The 14722-nt window shown below is 67.9% G+C and carries 12 protein-coding genes and 4 pseudogenes; 8 read left to right on the top strand and 8 right to left on the bottom strand.

What is annotated here, in order from left to right; all coding sequences use genetic code 11:
• Nucleotides 1-377: 377 nt before the first annotated feature.
• The 5 genes and pseudogenes from KPL57_RS55170 to KPL57_RS55190 form a co-directional block, all read left to right on the top strand.
• Complete coding sequence (locus KPL57_RS55170) at nt 378-650, top strand: hypothetical protein (RefSeq protein WP_226358254.1); 273 nt, start codon at nt 378-380, stop codon at nt 648-650.
• Nucleotides 651-784: 134 nt separating this feature from the next.
• A complete protein-coding gene (locus KPL57_RS55175; RefSeq protein WP_226358255.1) occupies nt 785-952 on the top strand; it encodes a hypothetical protein in 168 nt (55 codons plus the stop codon).
• Nucleotides 949-1485 (top strand): hypothetical protein, encoded by a 537-nt coding sequence (locus KPL57_RS55180; protein ID WP_226358256.1) that lies wholly within the window; start codon nt 949-951, stop codon nt 1483-1485. The genes KPL57_RS55175 and KPL57_RS55180 overlap by 4 nt, the downstream gene beginning before the upstream one ends.
• Nucleotides 1482-1928, top strand: a complete 447-nt coding sequence (locus tag KPL57_RS55185) for a hypothetical protein (RefSeq protein WP_226358257.1) — start codon at nt 1482-1484, stop codon at nt 1926-1928. The genes KPL57_RS55180 and KPL57_RS55185 overlap by 4 nt, the downstream gene beginning before the upstream one ends.
• Before the next feature lie 556 nt (nt 1929-2484).
• Nucleotides 2485-3394: pseudogene (locus tag KPL57_RS55190) on the top strand (IS5 family transposase); the annotation flags it as partial.
• On the opposite strand, the gene KPL57_RS55195 reads toward KPL57_RS55190, so the two are convergent.
• The 3 genes from KPL57_RS55195 to KPL57_RS55205 all read right to left on the bottom strand — a co-directional run bounded on the left by KPL57_RS55195 (nt 3308) and on the right by KPL57_RS55205 (nt 8731).
• Complete coding sequence (locus KPL57_RS55195) at nt 3308-4333, bottom strand: hypothetical protein (protein WP_226353663.1); 1026 nt, start codon at nt 4331-4333, stop codon at nt 3308-3310. The pseudogene KPL57_RS55190 and the gene KPL57_RS55195 sit on opposite strands and share 87 nt — an antisense overlap.
• Before the next feature lie 2171 nt (nt 4334-6504).
• Nucleotides 6505-7803 carry a hypothetical protein gene (locus tag KPL57_RS55200; RefSeq protein ID WP_226353664.1) on the bottom strand — a complete coding sequence of 433 codons (1299 nt, stop codon included), beginning with the start codon at nt 7801-7803 and terminating at the stop codon, nt 6505-6507.
• 688 nt (nt 7804-8491) lie between these two features.
• On the bottom strand, nt 8492-8731 hold the full coding sequence (locus tag KPL57_RS55205; RefSeq protein ID WP_226353665.1) for a hypothetical protein: 240 nt from the start codon (nt 8729-8731) through the stop codon (nt 8492-8494).
• A 340-nt stretch (nt 8732-9071) separates the two neighbouring features.
• Between KPL57_RS55205 and KPL57_RS55210 the strand changes: the two genes are divergently transcribed.
• Nucleotides 9072-9563: an XRE family transcriptional regulator gene (locus KPL57_RS55210; protein ID WP_226353658.1), complete on the top strand. Its 492-nt coding sequence runs from the start codon at nt 9072-9074 to the stop codon at nt 9561-9563.
• 236 nt (nt 9564-9799) lie between these two features.
• The gene (locus KPL57_RS55215) at nt 9800-10180 is read left to right on the top strand and encodes a hypothetical protein (protein ID WP_226353659.1); all 381 of its coding nucleotides are present in this window, start codon (nt 9800-9802) and stop codon (nt 10178-10180) included.
• A 240-nt stretch (nt 10181-10420) separates the two neighbouring features.
• Here the strand turns inward: KPL57_RS55215 and KPL57_RS55220 are convergent, their stop codons facing one another.
• From KPL57_RS55220 to KPL57_RS55235, 4 genes and pseudogenes are all read right to left on the bottom strand, one after another.
• A complete protein-coding gene (locus tag KPL57_RS55220) occupies nt 10421-11185 on the bottom strand; it encodes a transposase family protein (RefSeq protein WP_226353660.1) in 765 nt (254 codons plus the stop codon).
• A gap of 245 nt (nt 11186-11430) precedes the next feature.
• A complete protein-coding gene (locus KPL57_RS55225) occupies nt 11431-11856 on the bottom strand; it encodes a type II toxin-antitoxin system VapC family toxin (protein ID WP_226353661.1) in 426 nt (141 codons plus the stop codon).
• The gene (locus KPL57_RS55230; protein WP_308253039.1) at nt 11853-12143 is read right to left on the bottom strand and encodes a type II toxin-antitoxin system prevent-host-death family antitoxin; all 291 of its coding nucleotides are present in this window, start codon (nt 12141-12143) and stop codon (nt 11853-11855) included. Before KPL57_RS55230 ends, KPL57_RS55225 begins: the two co-directional genes overlap by 4 nt.
• 291 nt (nt 12144-12434) lie before the next feature.
• Nucleotides 12435-12872 (bottom strand): annotated as a pseudogene (locus KPL57_RS55235) (transposase); the annotation flags it as partial.
• 14 nt (nt 12873-12886) lie between these two features.
• Here KPL57_RS55235 and KPL57_RS55240 point away from each other — a divergent pair.
• Nucleotides 12887-13805 (top strand): annotated as a pseudogene (locus KPL57_RS55240) (IS5 family transposase); the annotation flags it as partial.
• Here KPL57_RS55240 and KPL57_RS55245 read toward each other — a convergent pair.
• Nucleotides 13798-14643: pseudogene (locus KPL57_RS55245) on the bottom strand (IS256 family transposase); the annotation flags it as partial. The pseudogenes KPL57_RS55240 and KPL57_RS55245 overlap by 8 nt on opposite strands.
• Nucleotides 14644-14722: the final 79 nt, after the last annotated feature.

The raw sequence follows: 14722 nt of genomic DNA on the forward strand, positions 1-14722 counted from the left end.
GGGGCGTGTGAACGGCGCCCGGGTCGCCGCCCTCGCATAGTCCTGGCGCAGAGGCGTTCAGTTCGGCTCTGCCGTTCGCTCTGCCGTGCAGGTCTGTCTAGGTTTTTCTCGGGTCGTCTTCGGCTGGTTGTAGCGGCGTGCTGTAGCTGCTGTGGGGCTGCCGCGGGCCCGATGGTGTCCGTTATCTCCTGTTTGTTCTGCTTCTTCCTTTTTGGGGTGAGGTTTGCGTGTCTGTTGCTGTGTCGTCATCTGGAGTGTCCCGGCTGGTGCCGCGTCGATCGTCGCGTCGAGTGTCGGACCGGCCGCTGGACCGGGCGTTGGATCACTCGCCAGACCGGTCGGGTCAGTTGTCGTTGTTCCCGCCGGAGCGGGTGCGGGTGCGGCGTCCGAAGTTCGCGCCGCACCCGGTGCGGGCGGCGCTGTCGCGGCTGGTGTCGGTGGTGTCGTCGGTTCCGCTGCTGATCGGGCTGGGTGGTGTCGGGTTCAGTGTGTTCGTTCTGGTGGAGGCCCTGTTCCCGATGGCTGCGGACTGGTCGGTGCCGCGGATCGTGATGGGCCTCGCCGCGGTGGCGGTGTGGTGCAGTGTCGCCGGCCTGGTGACCCGGGCTCTTGAGCACCGGCGTGCTGTCGGGCTGGGGGGTCGGCGGTGAGCGGCTACCGCCGCCGGGCCGCCGCGGCTGCTGGCGCAGAAGTTGAGGTCGCGGTGCGGCGGGGCCGTCCGGATCGGCGCCGGTCGCGGTTCGTGGTGCGTTTCGCCGCGGCTTCGTCGGATGTGGAGCGGTTGGTGGTGGCGTTCGATTACGCCCGCGGGGCGGCGAGTAGGCGGCATCCGGACCCGGCCGAGGCGTCGCGGGTGGTCGAGTCGGCGGTGTCGGCCCTGGTCACGGCGGGGGATCGGCTCCTGGAGCTGCAGGCCGGGGAGCCGTTGAGTGTGGGAAGGAGCCCGCGGTGAGTGCGACGACGAGTACGGCGACGAGTACGACGTCGAGCGAGTCGACTCCGAGTGCGGCGGCCCCGGGTGCGGCGGTGTCGGCTGTGGCGGAGAAGGTCGGGTGGGGCCCGGTCCCGGAGGCGGGGCCGCCGTGGTGGACGCGACTCGCCCGTGGGTTGGCGAGCGCCGCCACGGCTGCGGTGACGGGCTGCCGGGCCGCTGTCGAACGGCCGGTCACCCTGGCCGAAGGCCTGGAGCTGGCCCGGCGCGGGGACTGGACGACCAGTGAGCATCCGATGGTGCGCCAGGTCGCGGTCGCGCACTTTTGGCTGGTGCAGGCCCCTGCCCTGCTGGTTGCGGGGGTGGTGGGGTGGTCGGCGCGGACCCCGGGCCGGCTGTGGACGCTCGGGCCGCTGCTGGTCACCGTGGCGTCGGTGCTGAACGAGATTCCGCTGGTCGGAGTCCTGGTGCCGGAGTGTGTGACCTGGTCCTACTGGACGCCGACCTGGCTGTCGGTGTGGCTGTCCGGGGCTTCTGCTGGAGGTGCGTCGTGAACGCGGCGGGGTGGGCGTCGACGGGTGTGGTGGCGGCGTTGGCGCTGGTCCTGGGCGGGTGGTTGAAGTACAACGGCAACTGCGCGAAGACCACGAACGCGCTGTTCCTGGTCGCGGGGACCGGGATCGGCGGTGTGCTGGGGACGCTGTTGGGGCGGGTGTTCACGACGCTGTCGGGTGCGACTTCCACGGTCACCCAGCTGTTGGGTGTGGCCGGGGGCACGGTCCTGGCCGCGGTCTGTGTGATCGCCACGCTTGAGGTCGTGGTGAAGGGCATCGTGCCGCGCACGGCGAAGCCGAAGTCGTGGCATCCGTGGCTGGCGTTGACCGCGCCGACCCTGGCGGTGGCCTCCGGTGCGCCGTTGCTGGCCGGTTTTTACAGCGTCCTGGCCCGCGGGGTCGGGGGCGCTGGTGCGGTGGCCTCGACCTGGATCACCGGGTGACCGACGGTGGAGACGATCCTGCTGGTGTCCCTGCTGGTGTGGGGCCTCGCGAGATACGCGGGGACCGAGGTGATCGCGACCGCGCGAGGCACCGAGCCGCCCCGGCTGCGAGATCGGCGCCGCAGGGCGGAACGCGCCCATGAACGCCGGATGGCGAAAGATGCCCGCCGGTCGGGCCCGACGGTCGCTGAGGCGCTGGCCGGGCGGGTGGCGGAGCGGATCGCGCACCCGCGCTCGCGCCGCGCCCCGGGGCCGGCGCGGCGGGCTTTGGGTGCGTGGTGGGCCGATGGCTGGGGCTACGCCACCGACCGGCGTCGGCAGCGTCATGAGCGGGCCGCGGCCGGGGAGTTGCGTCGGCAGCGGTGGGCGCGGGCTCTGCGCGACCGCGTCCGGCAGGCGTCTCGCGGTCGGGCGGGTGTGGGTGGTCGTGGCGAGTGGACGACCCGCCCGGGCCCGCCGCGGGCCCCGCAGGCGGCATCGGAACGCGACACCGACCGGCCGGCGGGGCCGATGGTGATCACCGTCGACCCGGCCGTCCCTGAGAGCGTGTTTGGAAATGGTGGGTGTGTCGGGATGGTCGACACGGCTGGGGTGCTCCATCGTGGTCGGCATGCAGGAACGACCGCGCCGGTACCCCTCGGACACCAGTGATGCCCAGTGGGTGGTGATCGAGCCGTTGTTACCGCCGCTCGCGCGGCGGGGGCGGCCTGTTGCTCATGCTCGTCGGGACGTGCTGGACGCGATCTTGTATGTCGTGCGGACCGGGTGTGCCTGGCGGGCGTTGCCGGTGGACTTCCCGCCCTGGCAGACCGTCTACTGGTACTTCAACCAGTGGGAACAGCAGAAGGTCACCGAGAAGATCCTCCCGGTCGTGCGGGGGCAGTTACGTATCGCCGAGGGCCGTGATCCGGAGCCGAGTGCGGGGATCATCGATTCCCAGTCGGTCAAGGGCGCCGACACCGTCGGCCAGGACTCCCGCGGCTACGACGCCGGGAAGAAGACAGGCGGACGGAAACGGTTCATCGTGACCGACACCCTCGGTCTGCTGCTGACCACGATGGTGTGCTCGGCCTCGGTACAGGACCGCGACGGCGCCAAGCCGATCCTGCTCAACCTCTACCTGCGCACCAGGGTGCGGTTCGTCTACGCCGACGCCGGCTTCGCCGGGCGACTGCTCGACTGGGCCGCCACGATCCTGCAGACAACGATCGAGATCATCCGCAAGCCACCCGAGCAGCGCGGATTCACCGTCCTCCCACGAAGGTGGGTGGTCGAACGGACCCTGGCCTGGCTCACCGCACACCGACGCCTGGCCCGAGACTACGAACGCCACCCCACCACATCCGAAGCCATGATCCGCTGGGCCGCGATCAACACCATCACCCGCCGCATCGCCCGTGGATACCCCGCCACCCGCCAGCAGAAACACACGACACCCTCAACCCACTAGAATTTCCAAACACGCTCTTACGGATCGCCTCCCGCGACACCGCCCCCGACGGAGCCGCGATCTGGCCGTCAGCGACCGCCTGACGGGTGCGCTCATAGAGCACGACCGTGTCCGCCGACGTCTCGTCCAGGCGGGCAGGGGCGAGTTCGTCATACAGGTCAGCGAAGATCGGCCGGAACACCGAATGCAGCACATGCTGCACGATCACCGCTGCGGCGACCAGGAGCGGCGGCAGGACATGCGCCAGGGTCGAGCCCGGGTCGAATCCGTAGCGCACACCCCACGGCACGACCGTGAGCGCGAGGGACGCCGCGGCGAGGCCCGCATCCAGCGCATACAGGCCGCGGGGGATGCGGCGGCCGTGCTGCACCGCGGTGAAACCCACGAACAAGCTCACGACCAGCAGCACCGACGCGAGAGGTTCGATCAGGTAGCCGTACCACGGGCCGTCGACACCGACGACGCCGTCGTGCACGGTCACCGCCATGAACAACACACCGGCGGCGATCAGCAGCGGCGGCACCATCGACAACCCGACATAACGCCGGTAGGTCGAGGTGAGCCGACGGTCCGGGTTGAGTAGACGGTCGCGGTTCGCGACCGCACGATGCGCCCAGCCCGCCTCGCGGCGCTCACCACGAGCGGCGGCGATCTCAGCCATCCGAGTCCGGCGCCGCTCCGCACGCTCGGCGCCACGCAGCTTCTCGGTGACCTTCCGGTCGGCGCGCCGCTCCCGTGGCGACCGGGCGTCGAGAAGCGCGGGATCGTCTTGGAGCGCGACGACAGCGCGGGCCTGCTCCACCTCTTTGGCGAGCAGCCGGGCCTCGCCGATCAGACGCGGCCCGGCCCCACCGGAGTCATCGCGGTCGGAGTCCGGGGCGAGGACCAGGTCCTCCAGCCACGACTCCGACCGGACACCGTGCGAGCGTGCACCGCTCCGCGACGAGCCGTTCATCGGGCCCACCCCGGCGCCGACGTCCGCGGCAGCGGCATCGTCGCAACGGTCGCCCACAGGCGATCGATGAGCTTCTCGGTCAGACCATCCGGGAACCACCTGGGCTGCTCACAGCCGGGGTCAACATCCGGGGGAATCGCCCCACCCTGGGGTGGAACAACATGCGTCGTGCAGGCACGATGCCACATAGCCGATCACCTGATTTCGTGCAGGTTGGTTGGTCAGACCGGCGCCCCGGACTTCAATCCGGGGTGTCGGTCGCCCACCTAGCGAGACGCCAGACGAGCTTTTTCATGTCTAGCACCCCGCCCACCGCCGTGACAAGACCGGGCCGCGACCCACTGTCACCGGGCAGGTACGCACCGCACCCAGCGACCGGGCTGGGATGCGGCCGGGGCAGCCGCCGTGACGGTCGCGGGCGAAGGAAATTCCCGGGGCGCCTCGCGTGCGCGCGCGACGCGCGCCTACGCGCACATCGCGTTGAGACCCGCTCACTCCGGCCGCCGCGCCGGGAAATTTCCACCCGGGAAAAACCCCGGCCGCGCGGCGGTCAGCGACGGACCGAGAACGCCACACCACGCCCCGGCCAGCTCGGCCGAACCGGACCAGCCGAACCATGAGCCAGCGATCGGCCCTGCGCTCCGGGCGCGCGGCCCGAACGCGACCACGGGCCGCCGTCGCCAGCGACGGCGACGACGGCGCGCCCGGCGTCGGCGGCGGCGGCGACTCTTCCGGTCGATGGTCGGGGTGCGGCGCCGGCACAGCCCAGGATCGCCGCCCGCTGCCCCTCGCTGACGCCGGGCGGCGCTGGCCGAGGCACTGGCCGATTTTCCGTCGAGGAAATTTTCTCGCCGGACTTCCCCGCCGAGCGGGTCTCAACGCGATGTGCGCGTAGGCGCGCGTCGCGCGCGCACGCGAGAGCCCCGGGGATTTCCACCCAACTTTTCCGGGCGCGGCCGTGCACGACGACCGCCAGGCCCAGCGGCACCGGCGGCGCGGTGATCCGGTCAGAGCAGCTCGGCGAGCGCCTGAACGGGGCGTCGAGACTGCTCGCCGACACCGACCACCGCGGGGACGGGCTGTCAATGGGCCTCGGGCGGCGCGGTGTCCCGCTCTGGCGGCGCGTGGCGAGGTGTCCGAGGTGTCCGAGGGCGGCTCGGCCGGGCACTCGGGTCCGGCGCGGTCGGGATCGGCTCGCAACGGCGCTCCGCGCGCACCTCCGTGACCGCGGCGGCACCAGGGTGGCGGCGGCGCACGGGCCGGCGAGCCGTCCCCTCGGCCGGGCCCCGACCGCCCAGAGTCCACCGTGACGATCCCGCGTCAAGATCGCCCTACAGGTATCGGGACCAGCACCTTTGCTGTGCGCAACGTTCGCCCCGCAGCGGCGTGGAGCGGCCCGGGCGGCACCGGCGACAGCCACGCCGTCAGAAAGAATCCCCTGGTCAGAGCACTGCGGCTCGTCCGGCGCGACCCGTGTCCGCCGACGGCTACCGCTCAAGATCGTTTCATTGCGGTGTTTCCGCTGGTCCCGATACTTGCCGACATCTACTCGCCTAGATGCGCAAGGGAGGATGGCCGAGCGAGGATCACGGCGTTCGAGGCATGTGAGCGAACGTATTCCCAGGTCAGGGACATGATCCGGGCGAGGCAGAGGCATGGCCGCCGTTGCGCAGCGGCCTACAAGGAGATCATGAACAAGGCCGTTTCCGCTGGTCCGGATACTTGTCGATACCCACTCGCAGGAGCGCGCCGAGAGCGGACGACCAGGTCGCCCGTGAGGAAGGCGATGTGTTGCTGGCGGGTCAGGTGCGGATCGTTTCCGGTCGGCGCATCCTGGTGTGGTCGAGTCTTCGGTGGTGCGGGGTGTCGTGGCGGGTCAGCGGGAGGCCTCGGCGGAGGTGTTGCGTCGGGCGTTCCGGTGCTGACTGTGCTGCTGCTGGTGGTCGTCGTGGCGGTCTTGTCCTGGCTGGGGTCGGGTCGGGGACGTTCACGATGGCGACAGATAGGCCTGTAGCGGACGCTGAGGGCGTCTGTGACGGCTTCAGGCGAGGTCGGTGGTCGTGGGCAAGTCGACCCGGACCGCAGCCCGCGCTAGCGGGCGAGGACCGGAAGCGGCGCGGCAGCACCGTTCGTGCGCCTCGACAACGGGCGGCCGGAGTGGTTGCTGGTGTTCAGGATGAGGTTCGGGCAGAGGCGAGGTGTCGGGAGCGCCGGGCTTGGAGCAGAGCGGTGATCTGGTCGCGGGCGGCCTCCCGGGTGGCGACATCGGCGGTGTGGTGGTCGGGGACGAGCCCGGTGCGTAGTGCGTGGCGGTCGCGGGCCTGGTTGCGGGCTATGACTGCGCGGGCGTTAGCCCGCTGCCGGTCATCGACCTGTAGGGCGTCGACATCGAGCTGGGTGTGGCCGTAGGGCAGCCGCTGCGCGGCTGCGCGGCCGTGCCGGACCGCGATCTCGGCCCGGGCCTGGTCGTCGACGTGCGGGGCGACAAGGGGCCCGTGAGGGCCCTGCCAGGGGGCCAGGCGGTGGCGTAGCCACGCCGTCGGGAAGCGCACCTGCCCGGCCGGGCAGCGCTCGACAGGCCGGGCAGGGCCGTCGGGGGTGGGCTGGTGTGCCAGGGCGTGGCGCAGGTCGTTGTTGGTCCACCCGGCCCGCCAGAACGCCTTCACCTGAGCGCGGATCGCTCGGGGTGAGAGCCGGGAGAGCAGGGGGTCGTCGCGGAGCTGTCGTGCTGCGGCGAGCTTCTCCCCGCGGCTGGTGGGCACTCGGTCATCGAACCAGTCCCCCCACCGGCGGCCCTGGCGGGGCGGCTCGGCCCCGGCCCTGACCCGGTTGTGGATGATCGTTCTCGCGCGCGTGTGAACAGAACTCTTACCTTCGGTAAGAGTAAACCCCGTTGGGGTCCAACTTTCACCACGCAACGAACCGAGGGAGCCTCCGACTGGGGTTGGGGAGGGGATGGTGCCGGTCTCGGTGAGCGGCCGTGCGGTGTCGCGGTGTTCGGCGGTGTTCGTGTCGGTGATCGCGTGGTCGGGCAGGTGGAGTTGATAGACCGCCGCCCGGTTGCCGCGGCGGCCGTGGATCATGGCCTGGAGCGGGCCTCGGTACTGCGGGGTCGAGCCGGGCTCGATCAGGACGAGCCAGTCGGACTCTTGGAGCTTCGCCAGCCAGGACGCGACCGAGGACCGCGCCCACCCGGTAGCCTCCTGCAGACGTTTCCAGGTCGGCCAGGTCAGGTGATCGGTCCAGTCCGCGCGGCGGGCGAGCTCGGTGAGCAGTGCGTCGAGGCGTCGTCGGGCGTCGCGGCGCAGCCGCCGGTACCAGGTCGACGCACGGATCGCCTCGTACCAGTCCCGAGCCGTGCGCGGCAGCCCCCGGGGGAAACCCGCACCGGGATCAGGGGTCGTGTCCTCGCCCAGCTCGACCCAGCACGGGTCGCACAGGACCGTACCGAGGACGGTGTCCCGCTCCACACCGGATCGGCGGAGGCAGTGCGTACACATCCGCGCCGCAGGCGGCGGCCCGGCGGACAGCTCAGCGGCGGGCGACCAGCCCGCAGTGATCATCGCCGCTGCGGTCGCGGCTAGCTCGCCCGGGTCGCCCGCGGTCAGGGGCCAGAGTCCGGTGTCGAGCCCGGCCCGGACCGGACATCCACAGACATCCCGGGCGCCCTCGACCGGGGGCGTTGCCGGGTCTTGACGGGTCGAGCTATTGTTGTTCTGCGCTGGCAAGGCGTGTTCGCCCCTTCAGGTGAGAGTGGGGGGCTGAAGGAGCGGAGCTGGATACTCCGTTGTACTTCCGTTGTAGGGCCCGGCCGAGAGGTCGGGCCCTACTTCGTTCTGAAGCACATACTGCTGCTGATGCTGCTTCAGCCCGCCATATCGAATTGGGATCCAAGGACGACCAGCATGTGGCGGCCGCCCCAGGGGGTCTAGGTGGTCATCGTCGGCGATCCTTCATCCGAGTCGGGGGGGCGGCTGTCCGGGGTCCCGGTAGCCAGAAGAGCCAGAAGAGCCAGAAGAGCCAGAAGAGCCAGAAGAGCCAGAAGAGCCAGAAGAGCCAGAAGAGCCAGAAGAGCCAGAAGAGCCAGAAGAGCCAGAAGAGCCCAGCTCACTATCCGATCCTGCCAGACCCAGCCACCGGCCCGGTCGGCGGCTGCTCTTACGGGCGTGTCGGCTGCGGGGGCGGCCCGCCGGGCCCGTGGTGTCTGTCGCAGTCATCGAGGTCATCCAGGTGCTCGACGCAGTCATCGAGGATCGCCTGGGTGGTCCGGACATGCCACGCCGCCGGCGCCTGGTCCTCCAGGGTCGCCCCGTAGGGGTTGCGGACCTTTTCTGCGGCGAGCGTCAGCTCCCGGGTGGCGGTGAGGATCCTGTCCCGCAACCAGTTCTCCTGGTCCACCCCGTCACGCCCCGAACGACGGACCGGTCGCGGCGGGACGAGCCCCGGCGGCATCCACTGCCGCCCGGGATCAGGCTCGTCGGGGGCGAGTCGAGCATGGAGACCTCCGGGGGAGACGAAGCACCAGCACGCGACGCATTGCCGACCACGCCGTCGGGCAACCCGCCCGGCGGTAGCAAGTGATCGTGTCGTCACAGGACGTGTCCAGGAGACTGGCACGCAGCTCGCGGTTCGTCAACCGGCCTGCGCTGATGGTTTCGGTCAGCACGCTATGGGGGTAAAGTCGTCGGCGTCGGCGTCGGCGTCGGCGTCGGCGTCGGCGTAAGGAGTTGTTGTGCCTGTGAGTAATGAATTGGGCGAGCGGGGTCCGCGACCGACTCTTGCGGAGAGGCTCAATCAAGCATTCGAGTCGGTTCACCCCCCCAGTCGCGGCCCGTATTCTAATCGAGAGGCAGTTAAGTGGCTGGCGGAGAACGGGGAACCTGGCGAACCCAAGATTGGTGAGGCGTATCTTTCATTGCTACGTGCTGGATCGCGCACCAATCCATCCTTGCGGCATCTTCAGGCACTCGCCCGTTTCTTTGACCTGCCGGAAGAGTATTTTATTTCTTCTGGGAGGTATGCCGGAGATGTACACCGCGACCTGAAGCTTCTTTCTGCGATGCGCGACGCGAAAATTCGGGCAATCGCGCTGCGCGCAGCCGATCTTCCGGAGGATTTTCGCGATTGGCTTCACGATATTGCGATGTCGGCGCCAGGGTCTGAAGGGAGAGACGCAGACCGGCAGGCGAAATTCAGCATTTATGATGAAGAAAGTGGTGCCGATCAGTGAGGGGCCTGTCGGCGATTCCGTATCGCGGCGACTCTATTTTAGAGCGGCTTGAGTCGGACCGAAAAGTACGAGCGCATTAATTTTAGCCAGAAAGGTGTGCTGTGGTGGCACTTCGGAGTCCCTATCAGGTTGCTCAGCGGTGCGTTCGAGATGTTGCGAGGGCGGTTGCGATGGACTGCCCTATATCGGATTTGACGGATCTGTGTATGAGGTTGGCCGCTGTTCGTGAGCGCCCCATGGTGATTCTGCCGTACAGGTTTCCCAAGCCTGATGTGTTCGCGTTATTTATAGATACCGAAGATCGTGATCTTTTCCTCATCGAGCCTGACACTGACCCGGATCTTCGTGACCATAATCTTGGCCACGAGATTGGGCACTGCCTTCTCGGGCATCGCTGCGGGAGCGACGAAGAACTGATCAGGGAGATATTTCCTACGCTGTCGCCGAGTACCGTTCGAGGCTCGTTGAGACGAGCCAGGTTTGCAACGCGTGCCGAAATGGAAGCAGAGGAGGTTGCTTTTTTGCTTGTTCCATGGGTTAAATCGGGAGGGCAGGCACGTAAGCAGTTCACATCTCTGAATGATGGACTGGGCACCTCTCGCGCTATGGGCGCTTGATGGACACGACGGTAGCTGTGGCCCGGATTATAATGGGCTGCCTGCTGCTGGCAGCCGTGCTGTGGCGCGTAGCGGTTACGACCTTCGACGGCGGCCGCGACGCAGACCGACTGCTCGCAACGAATCTCTTCGTTCTCCTCGGCGTCGCTTATATTGTAGAATTTCCGGCTGCAGCTAAAGCTTTGAATGAGTCTGCGGGGGCTGGACATCTCGTAACCAATGAGGCTTATTCAGGCTCCGTCAGGTAAGTGCGTAGAAGATGAGTCCGATGACTGCCGAGATCGTCGTTTTAAATGTGGCGTAGGGTCGGCGGTAGTCTGTGTGGAGAACTTTCCACGACTTGATATGGGCGATGACTCGCTCGATGGTGGCGCGTGTGCGGTTGAGGCTCTTGTTGAATGTTTTCTGCCAGTCGAGAAGTTCCCGGCCGGGTTGTTTTTTGAACGGGGTGAGCATGCCGCGCCCGATGTAGCCTTTATCGCCGATCGGTGGGTATGTGGCGAGGTGGTCGAGGGCGCCGGATTGGTCGAGGCAATGTAGGTCGTGTCGGGAGCCTGGGGTCGGGTCGGAGATCCACGACAGCTGCCCTTCCAGGGTGGCTGCGACCTGGACGACGACGCCGGTGGTGCGATGCTTGCCCGACCACAGACCTGGTACGGCGGTCCATGACCAGCAGGACAGTAGGGTTCCGTCGATGATGTACTGCCGATCGACACGAAGCTCCTCCGCAGTCGGAACGACACTCCGCAGCGCCTGCGCCAGCAACGGTGTCACCCCCGTGATCGCTCGACTGACCGTCGACTGCGACACCCCGTAGGTTTCCGCCAACTCCCACTGCACACGATTCCCGCGCAGATACGCCAACGTGATCACCACCGACCAGAACAATCCCAGAAGCGGCGGCCAAGGCGGGCGCGCACCAGCCGCGTTCCGCTGACCCTGCTCATGCACCAGAGCAGCAAGATCCTGAATCTCATCACGCCGAAAACCAGTGGTATAGTACATACTGCGACAGCCCATTCATCTCGGATTGATTCGACAAACCAATCTTCGCGATGGACGGGCTGTCGCCCAACCCGACACGCCGGGCTAGATCGTTATTTCACGGGCCCTGAATAAGCCTCACAGACTACCGCCGACCCTACGCCACATTCAACACAACAATCTCGGCAGTCATCGGACTCATCTTCTACGCACTTACCTGACGAAGCCTGAATAAGCCTCGTTGTAGGCAGCTCGCGCTCGGGATGTCATTCCGGTGACTGCGGCGACTCGGCTCTTGGGGTGGTCGGTGTCGTAATGGGCAAACCGGCGACCCGGGCGGCGTCGACGAGGCGATGGTCGTAAGCGACGAAGGCGGACAGCTCGTCGCGTAAGAGCACGGCGGAGGCTAGGTGCAGGGCATCGAGTGTCCGTAGAGACGCAGAGCCGACGTCGCAAGCGAGATCCTGGACCCCGCGGTCGAGTGGCACCAGGTCGAGATCGCCGATTACCGCGCGTGCTTCGGTGAGTACTTCGGGGCCGGCTCGCCGAGCGGCGCGCAGGACCTCGACCCGTCCCAGTTCGCTGGTCACGATGGGTATCTCGGTCTGCGGGGCGAGCCATGCACTCAGCGCCGCGGTCTCGGCCTCTTCGCGGATCAGCTTCATCAACGCCGAGGAGTCCAAGTAGATCACAGGTGTTCCTCGCGCTCGGAATCGAGAAGTTCCTGGTTGCTCGGCTCACCTGCTTTGATTCGCACGGGCCGCAACGCATGCACCCTCCCCGTCGGGCTCATCGCAGGAGCCAGCCGACCAGCGGCGATGAGCCGCTCCCTGGTCGTTCGGGGCCCCTGAGAGGGAACCAACACAGCCACAAGCGTGCCACGTTCGCTGATCTCCACACTCTGACCGGACTTCACCAGCGCGAGGTATCGAGACGCGTTCTGGCGGAGTTCCCGAACACCGATTCGCTCCATCATCATAGTGTAGCATGTGATGTGCTACTACAGTGGTGCGGGGCTGGAGCGGGTCATCGACCGCAGTGCCGCCGGTCACGGCATCACGCCGGCCCGATCCGGTCGGTGCTGCGACTGCGTCGGGCCCAGCAGCGTCGACACCGAGCCCCCTGATGATCCGATCACGGGGTCACGTCGATCGGGGCCTCGGCCGCGCCCGAGGTCGGGGCTTGACCCCGGATCTTGGACACGCTGAATCCAGCATTGCTGGGGAAGCGAGATGATGAGCAATCGTCAAGACCTGTGGATGAAGATCTTTTAGGCGGCTTCGGTGTGGGTGTGGGCATCGGGTCGTTCGACGAGGCGGCCGGCGTCGAATCGGGCTCCGGCTCGGACGAGGGCGACCAGGTGCGGTCCGTTCACGGCGCGCCATCGGTTCTGGGCGGCCTCGATGAGCTTGAACGCCATCGCCAGTCCGGCCGCGCGTGACCCGGGCCCGCGGGTGACCCGGGTGCGGTGGCGGACCGTCGCGAACGTGGACTCGATCGGGTTCGTGGTGCGTAGGTGTTGCCAGTGTTCGGCGGGGAAGTCGTAGAAGGCGAGCAGTTCGTCGAGGTCGTCACCGATCTTCGTGACGGCCTTGCCGAACTTCGCCCGGTAGGCGGCCTCGAAGCGGGCCACGGCGTCGAGGGCTCTGCGCTTGTCCTCGGCGTTCCAGATCTCGGTCAGCGCCTTCTTCGCCCCCGGATGCGCTGAGAGCGTGTTTGGAAATGGTGGGTGTGTCGGGATGGTCGACACGGCTGGGGTGCTCCATCGTGGTCGGCATGCAGGAACGACCGCGCCGGTACCCCTCGGACACCAGTGATGCCCAGTGGGTGGTGATCGAGCCGTTGTTACCGCCGCTCGCGCGGCGGGGGCGGCCTGTTGCTCATGCTCGTCGGGACGTGCTGGGGGCGATCTTGTATGTCGTGCGGACCGGGTGTGCCTGGCGGGCGTTGCCGGTGGACTTCCCGCCCTGGCAGACCGTCTACTGGTACTTCAACCAGTGGGAACAGCAGAAGGTCACCGAGAAGATCCTCCCGGTCGTGCGGGGGCAGTTACGTATCGCCGAGGGCCGTGATCCGGAGCCGAGTGCGGGGATCATCGATTCCCAGTCGGTCAAGGGCGCCGACACCGTCGGCCAGGACTCCCGCGGCTACGACGCCGGGAAGAAGACAGGCGGACGGAAACGGTTCATCGTGACCGACACCCTCGGTCTGCTGCTGACCACGATGGTGTGCTCGGCCTCGGTACAGGACCGCGACGGCGCCAAGCCGATCCTGCTCAACCTCTACCTGCGCACCAGGGTGCGGTTCGTCTACGCCGACGCCGGCTTCGCCGGGCGACTGCTCGACTGGGCCGCCACGATCCTGCAGACAACGATCGAGATCATCCGCAAGCCACCCGAGCAGCGCGGATTCACCGTCCTCCCACGAAGGTGGGTGGTCGAACGGACCCTGGCCTGGCTCACCGCACACCGACGCCTGGCCCGAGACTACGAACGCCACCCCACCACATCCGAAGCCATGATCCGCTGGGCCGCGATCAACACCATCACCCGCCGCATCGCCCGTGGATACCCCGCCACCCGCCAGCAGAAACACACGACACCCTCAACCCACTAGAATTTCCAAACACGCTCTGACTTCGGCAGCGCGGCAAGGGCATTGGCGGTCTTGTGGACCCAGCAGCGCTGCTCGCGGGTCTGCGGGAACACCTCGCGCAGCGCGCCCCAGAACCCGAGCGCGCCGTCAGCGACCGCGAGCACGGGTGCTCGCATGCCGCGCCGCGCGCAGTCGCGCAGCAGATCGGCCCAGGACTCGCTCGACTCGCGGTAGCCATCGGTCAGGGCGACGAGTTCCTTGCCGCCGTCCGCGCGGACTCCGATGAGCACGAGTAGGCACAGCTCGTGTTCCTCGAGGCGGATGTTGACGTGGATCCCGTCGGCCCACAGGTAGACGTAGTCCACACCGGACAGGTCTCGGCGGGAGAAGGTCTGCTGTTCGGTCTTCCAGGTCTCGGTCAGTCTGGTGACCATCGACGCCGACAGGCCCGCGGTGGAGCCGGGGAACTGCCCGAGCGCGGGCACGAAGTCCCCGGTCGAGAGTCCGTGCAGATACAGCAGCGGTAACACCTCGGTGATCTTCGGAGTGCGGCGGCACCATCGCGGCAGGATCGCCGAGGAGAACCTGCAGCGGTGCCCGGTCTCGGGATCGATGCGGCGGTCGTCGACCCGCGGGGCGACAACCTCGACCGCGCCGGCCGAGGTGAGGACCTCGCGGGGCTGGTGGGTGCCGTTGCGGACCACGAGCCGCCGGCCGTGCTCGTCGCGCTCCTCAGCGTGGCGGGCGATGTAGTCATCGACCTCGGCCTGCAACGCCTCGGCCAGCATCCGGCGGGCGCCTTCGCGGACCAGGTCGTCGATCAGCGAGCCGCCGCCCCGGCGGGGTTCATCGGTGTCAGCAGCTCCAGGAACTACGGTGAGCACGGGTCGTACCCTTCCGGCCGGCGTTGACCCGCCGGCCTTGCTTCAGAGCCTCAAGATCACCGGGAGGGTACGGCCCCTC

This window comes from Pseudonocardia sp. ICBG601 (genome assembly GCF_020496245.1).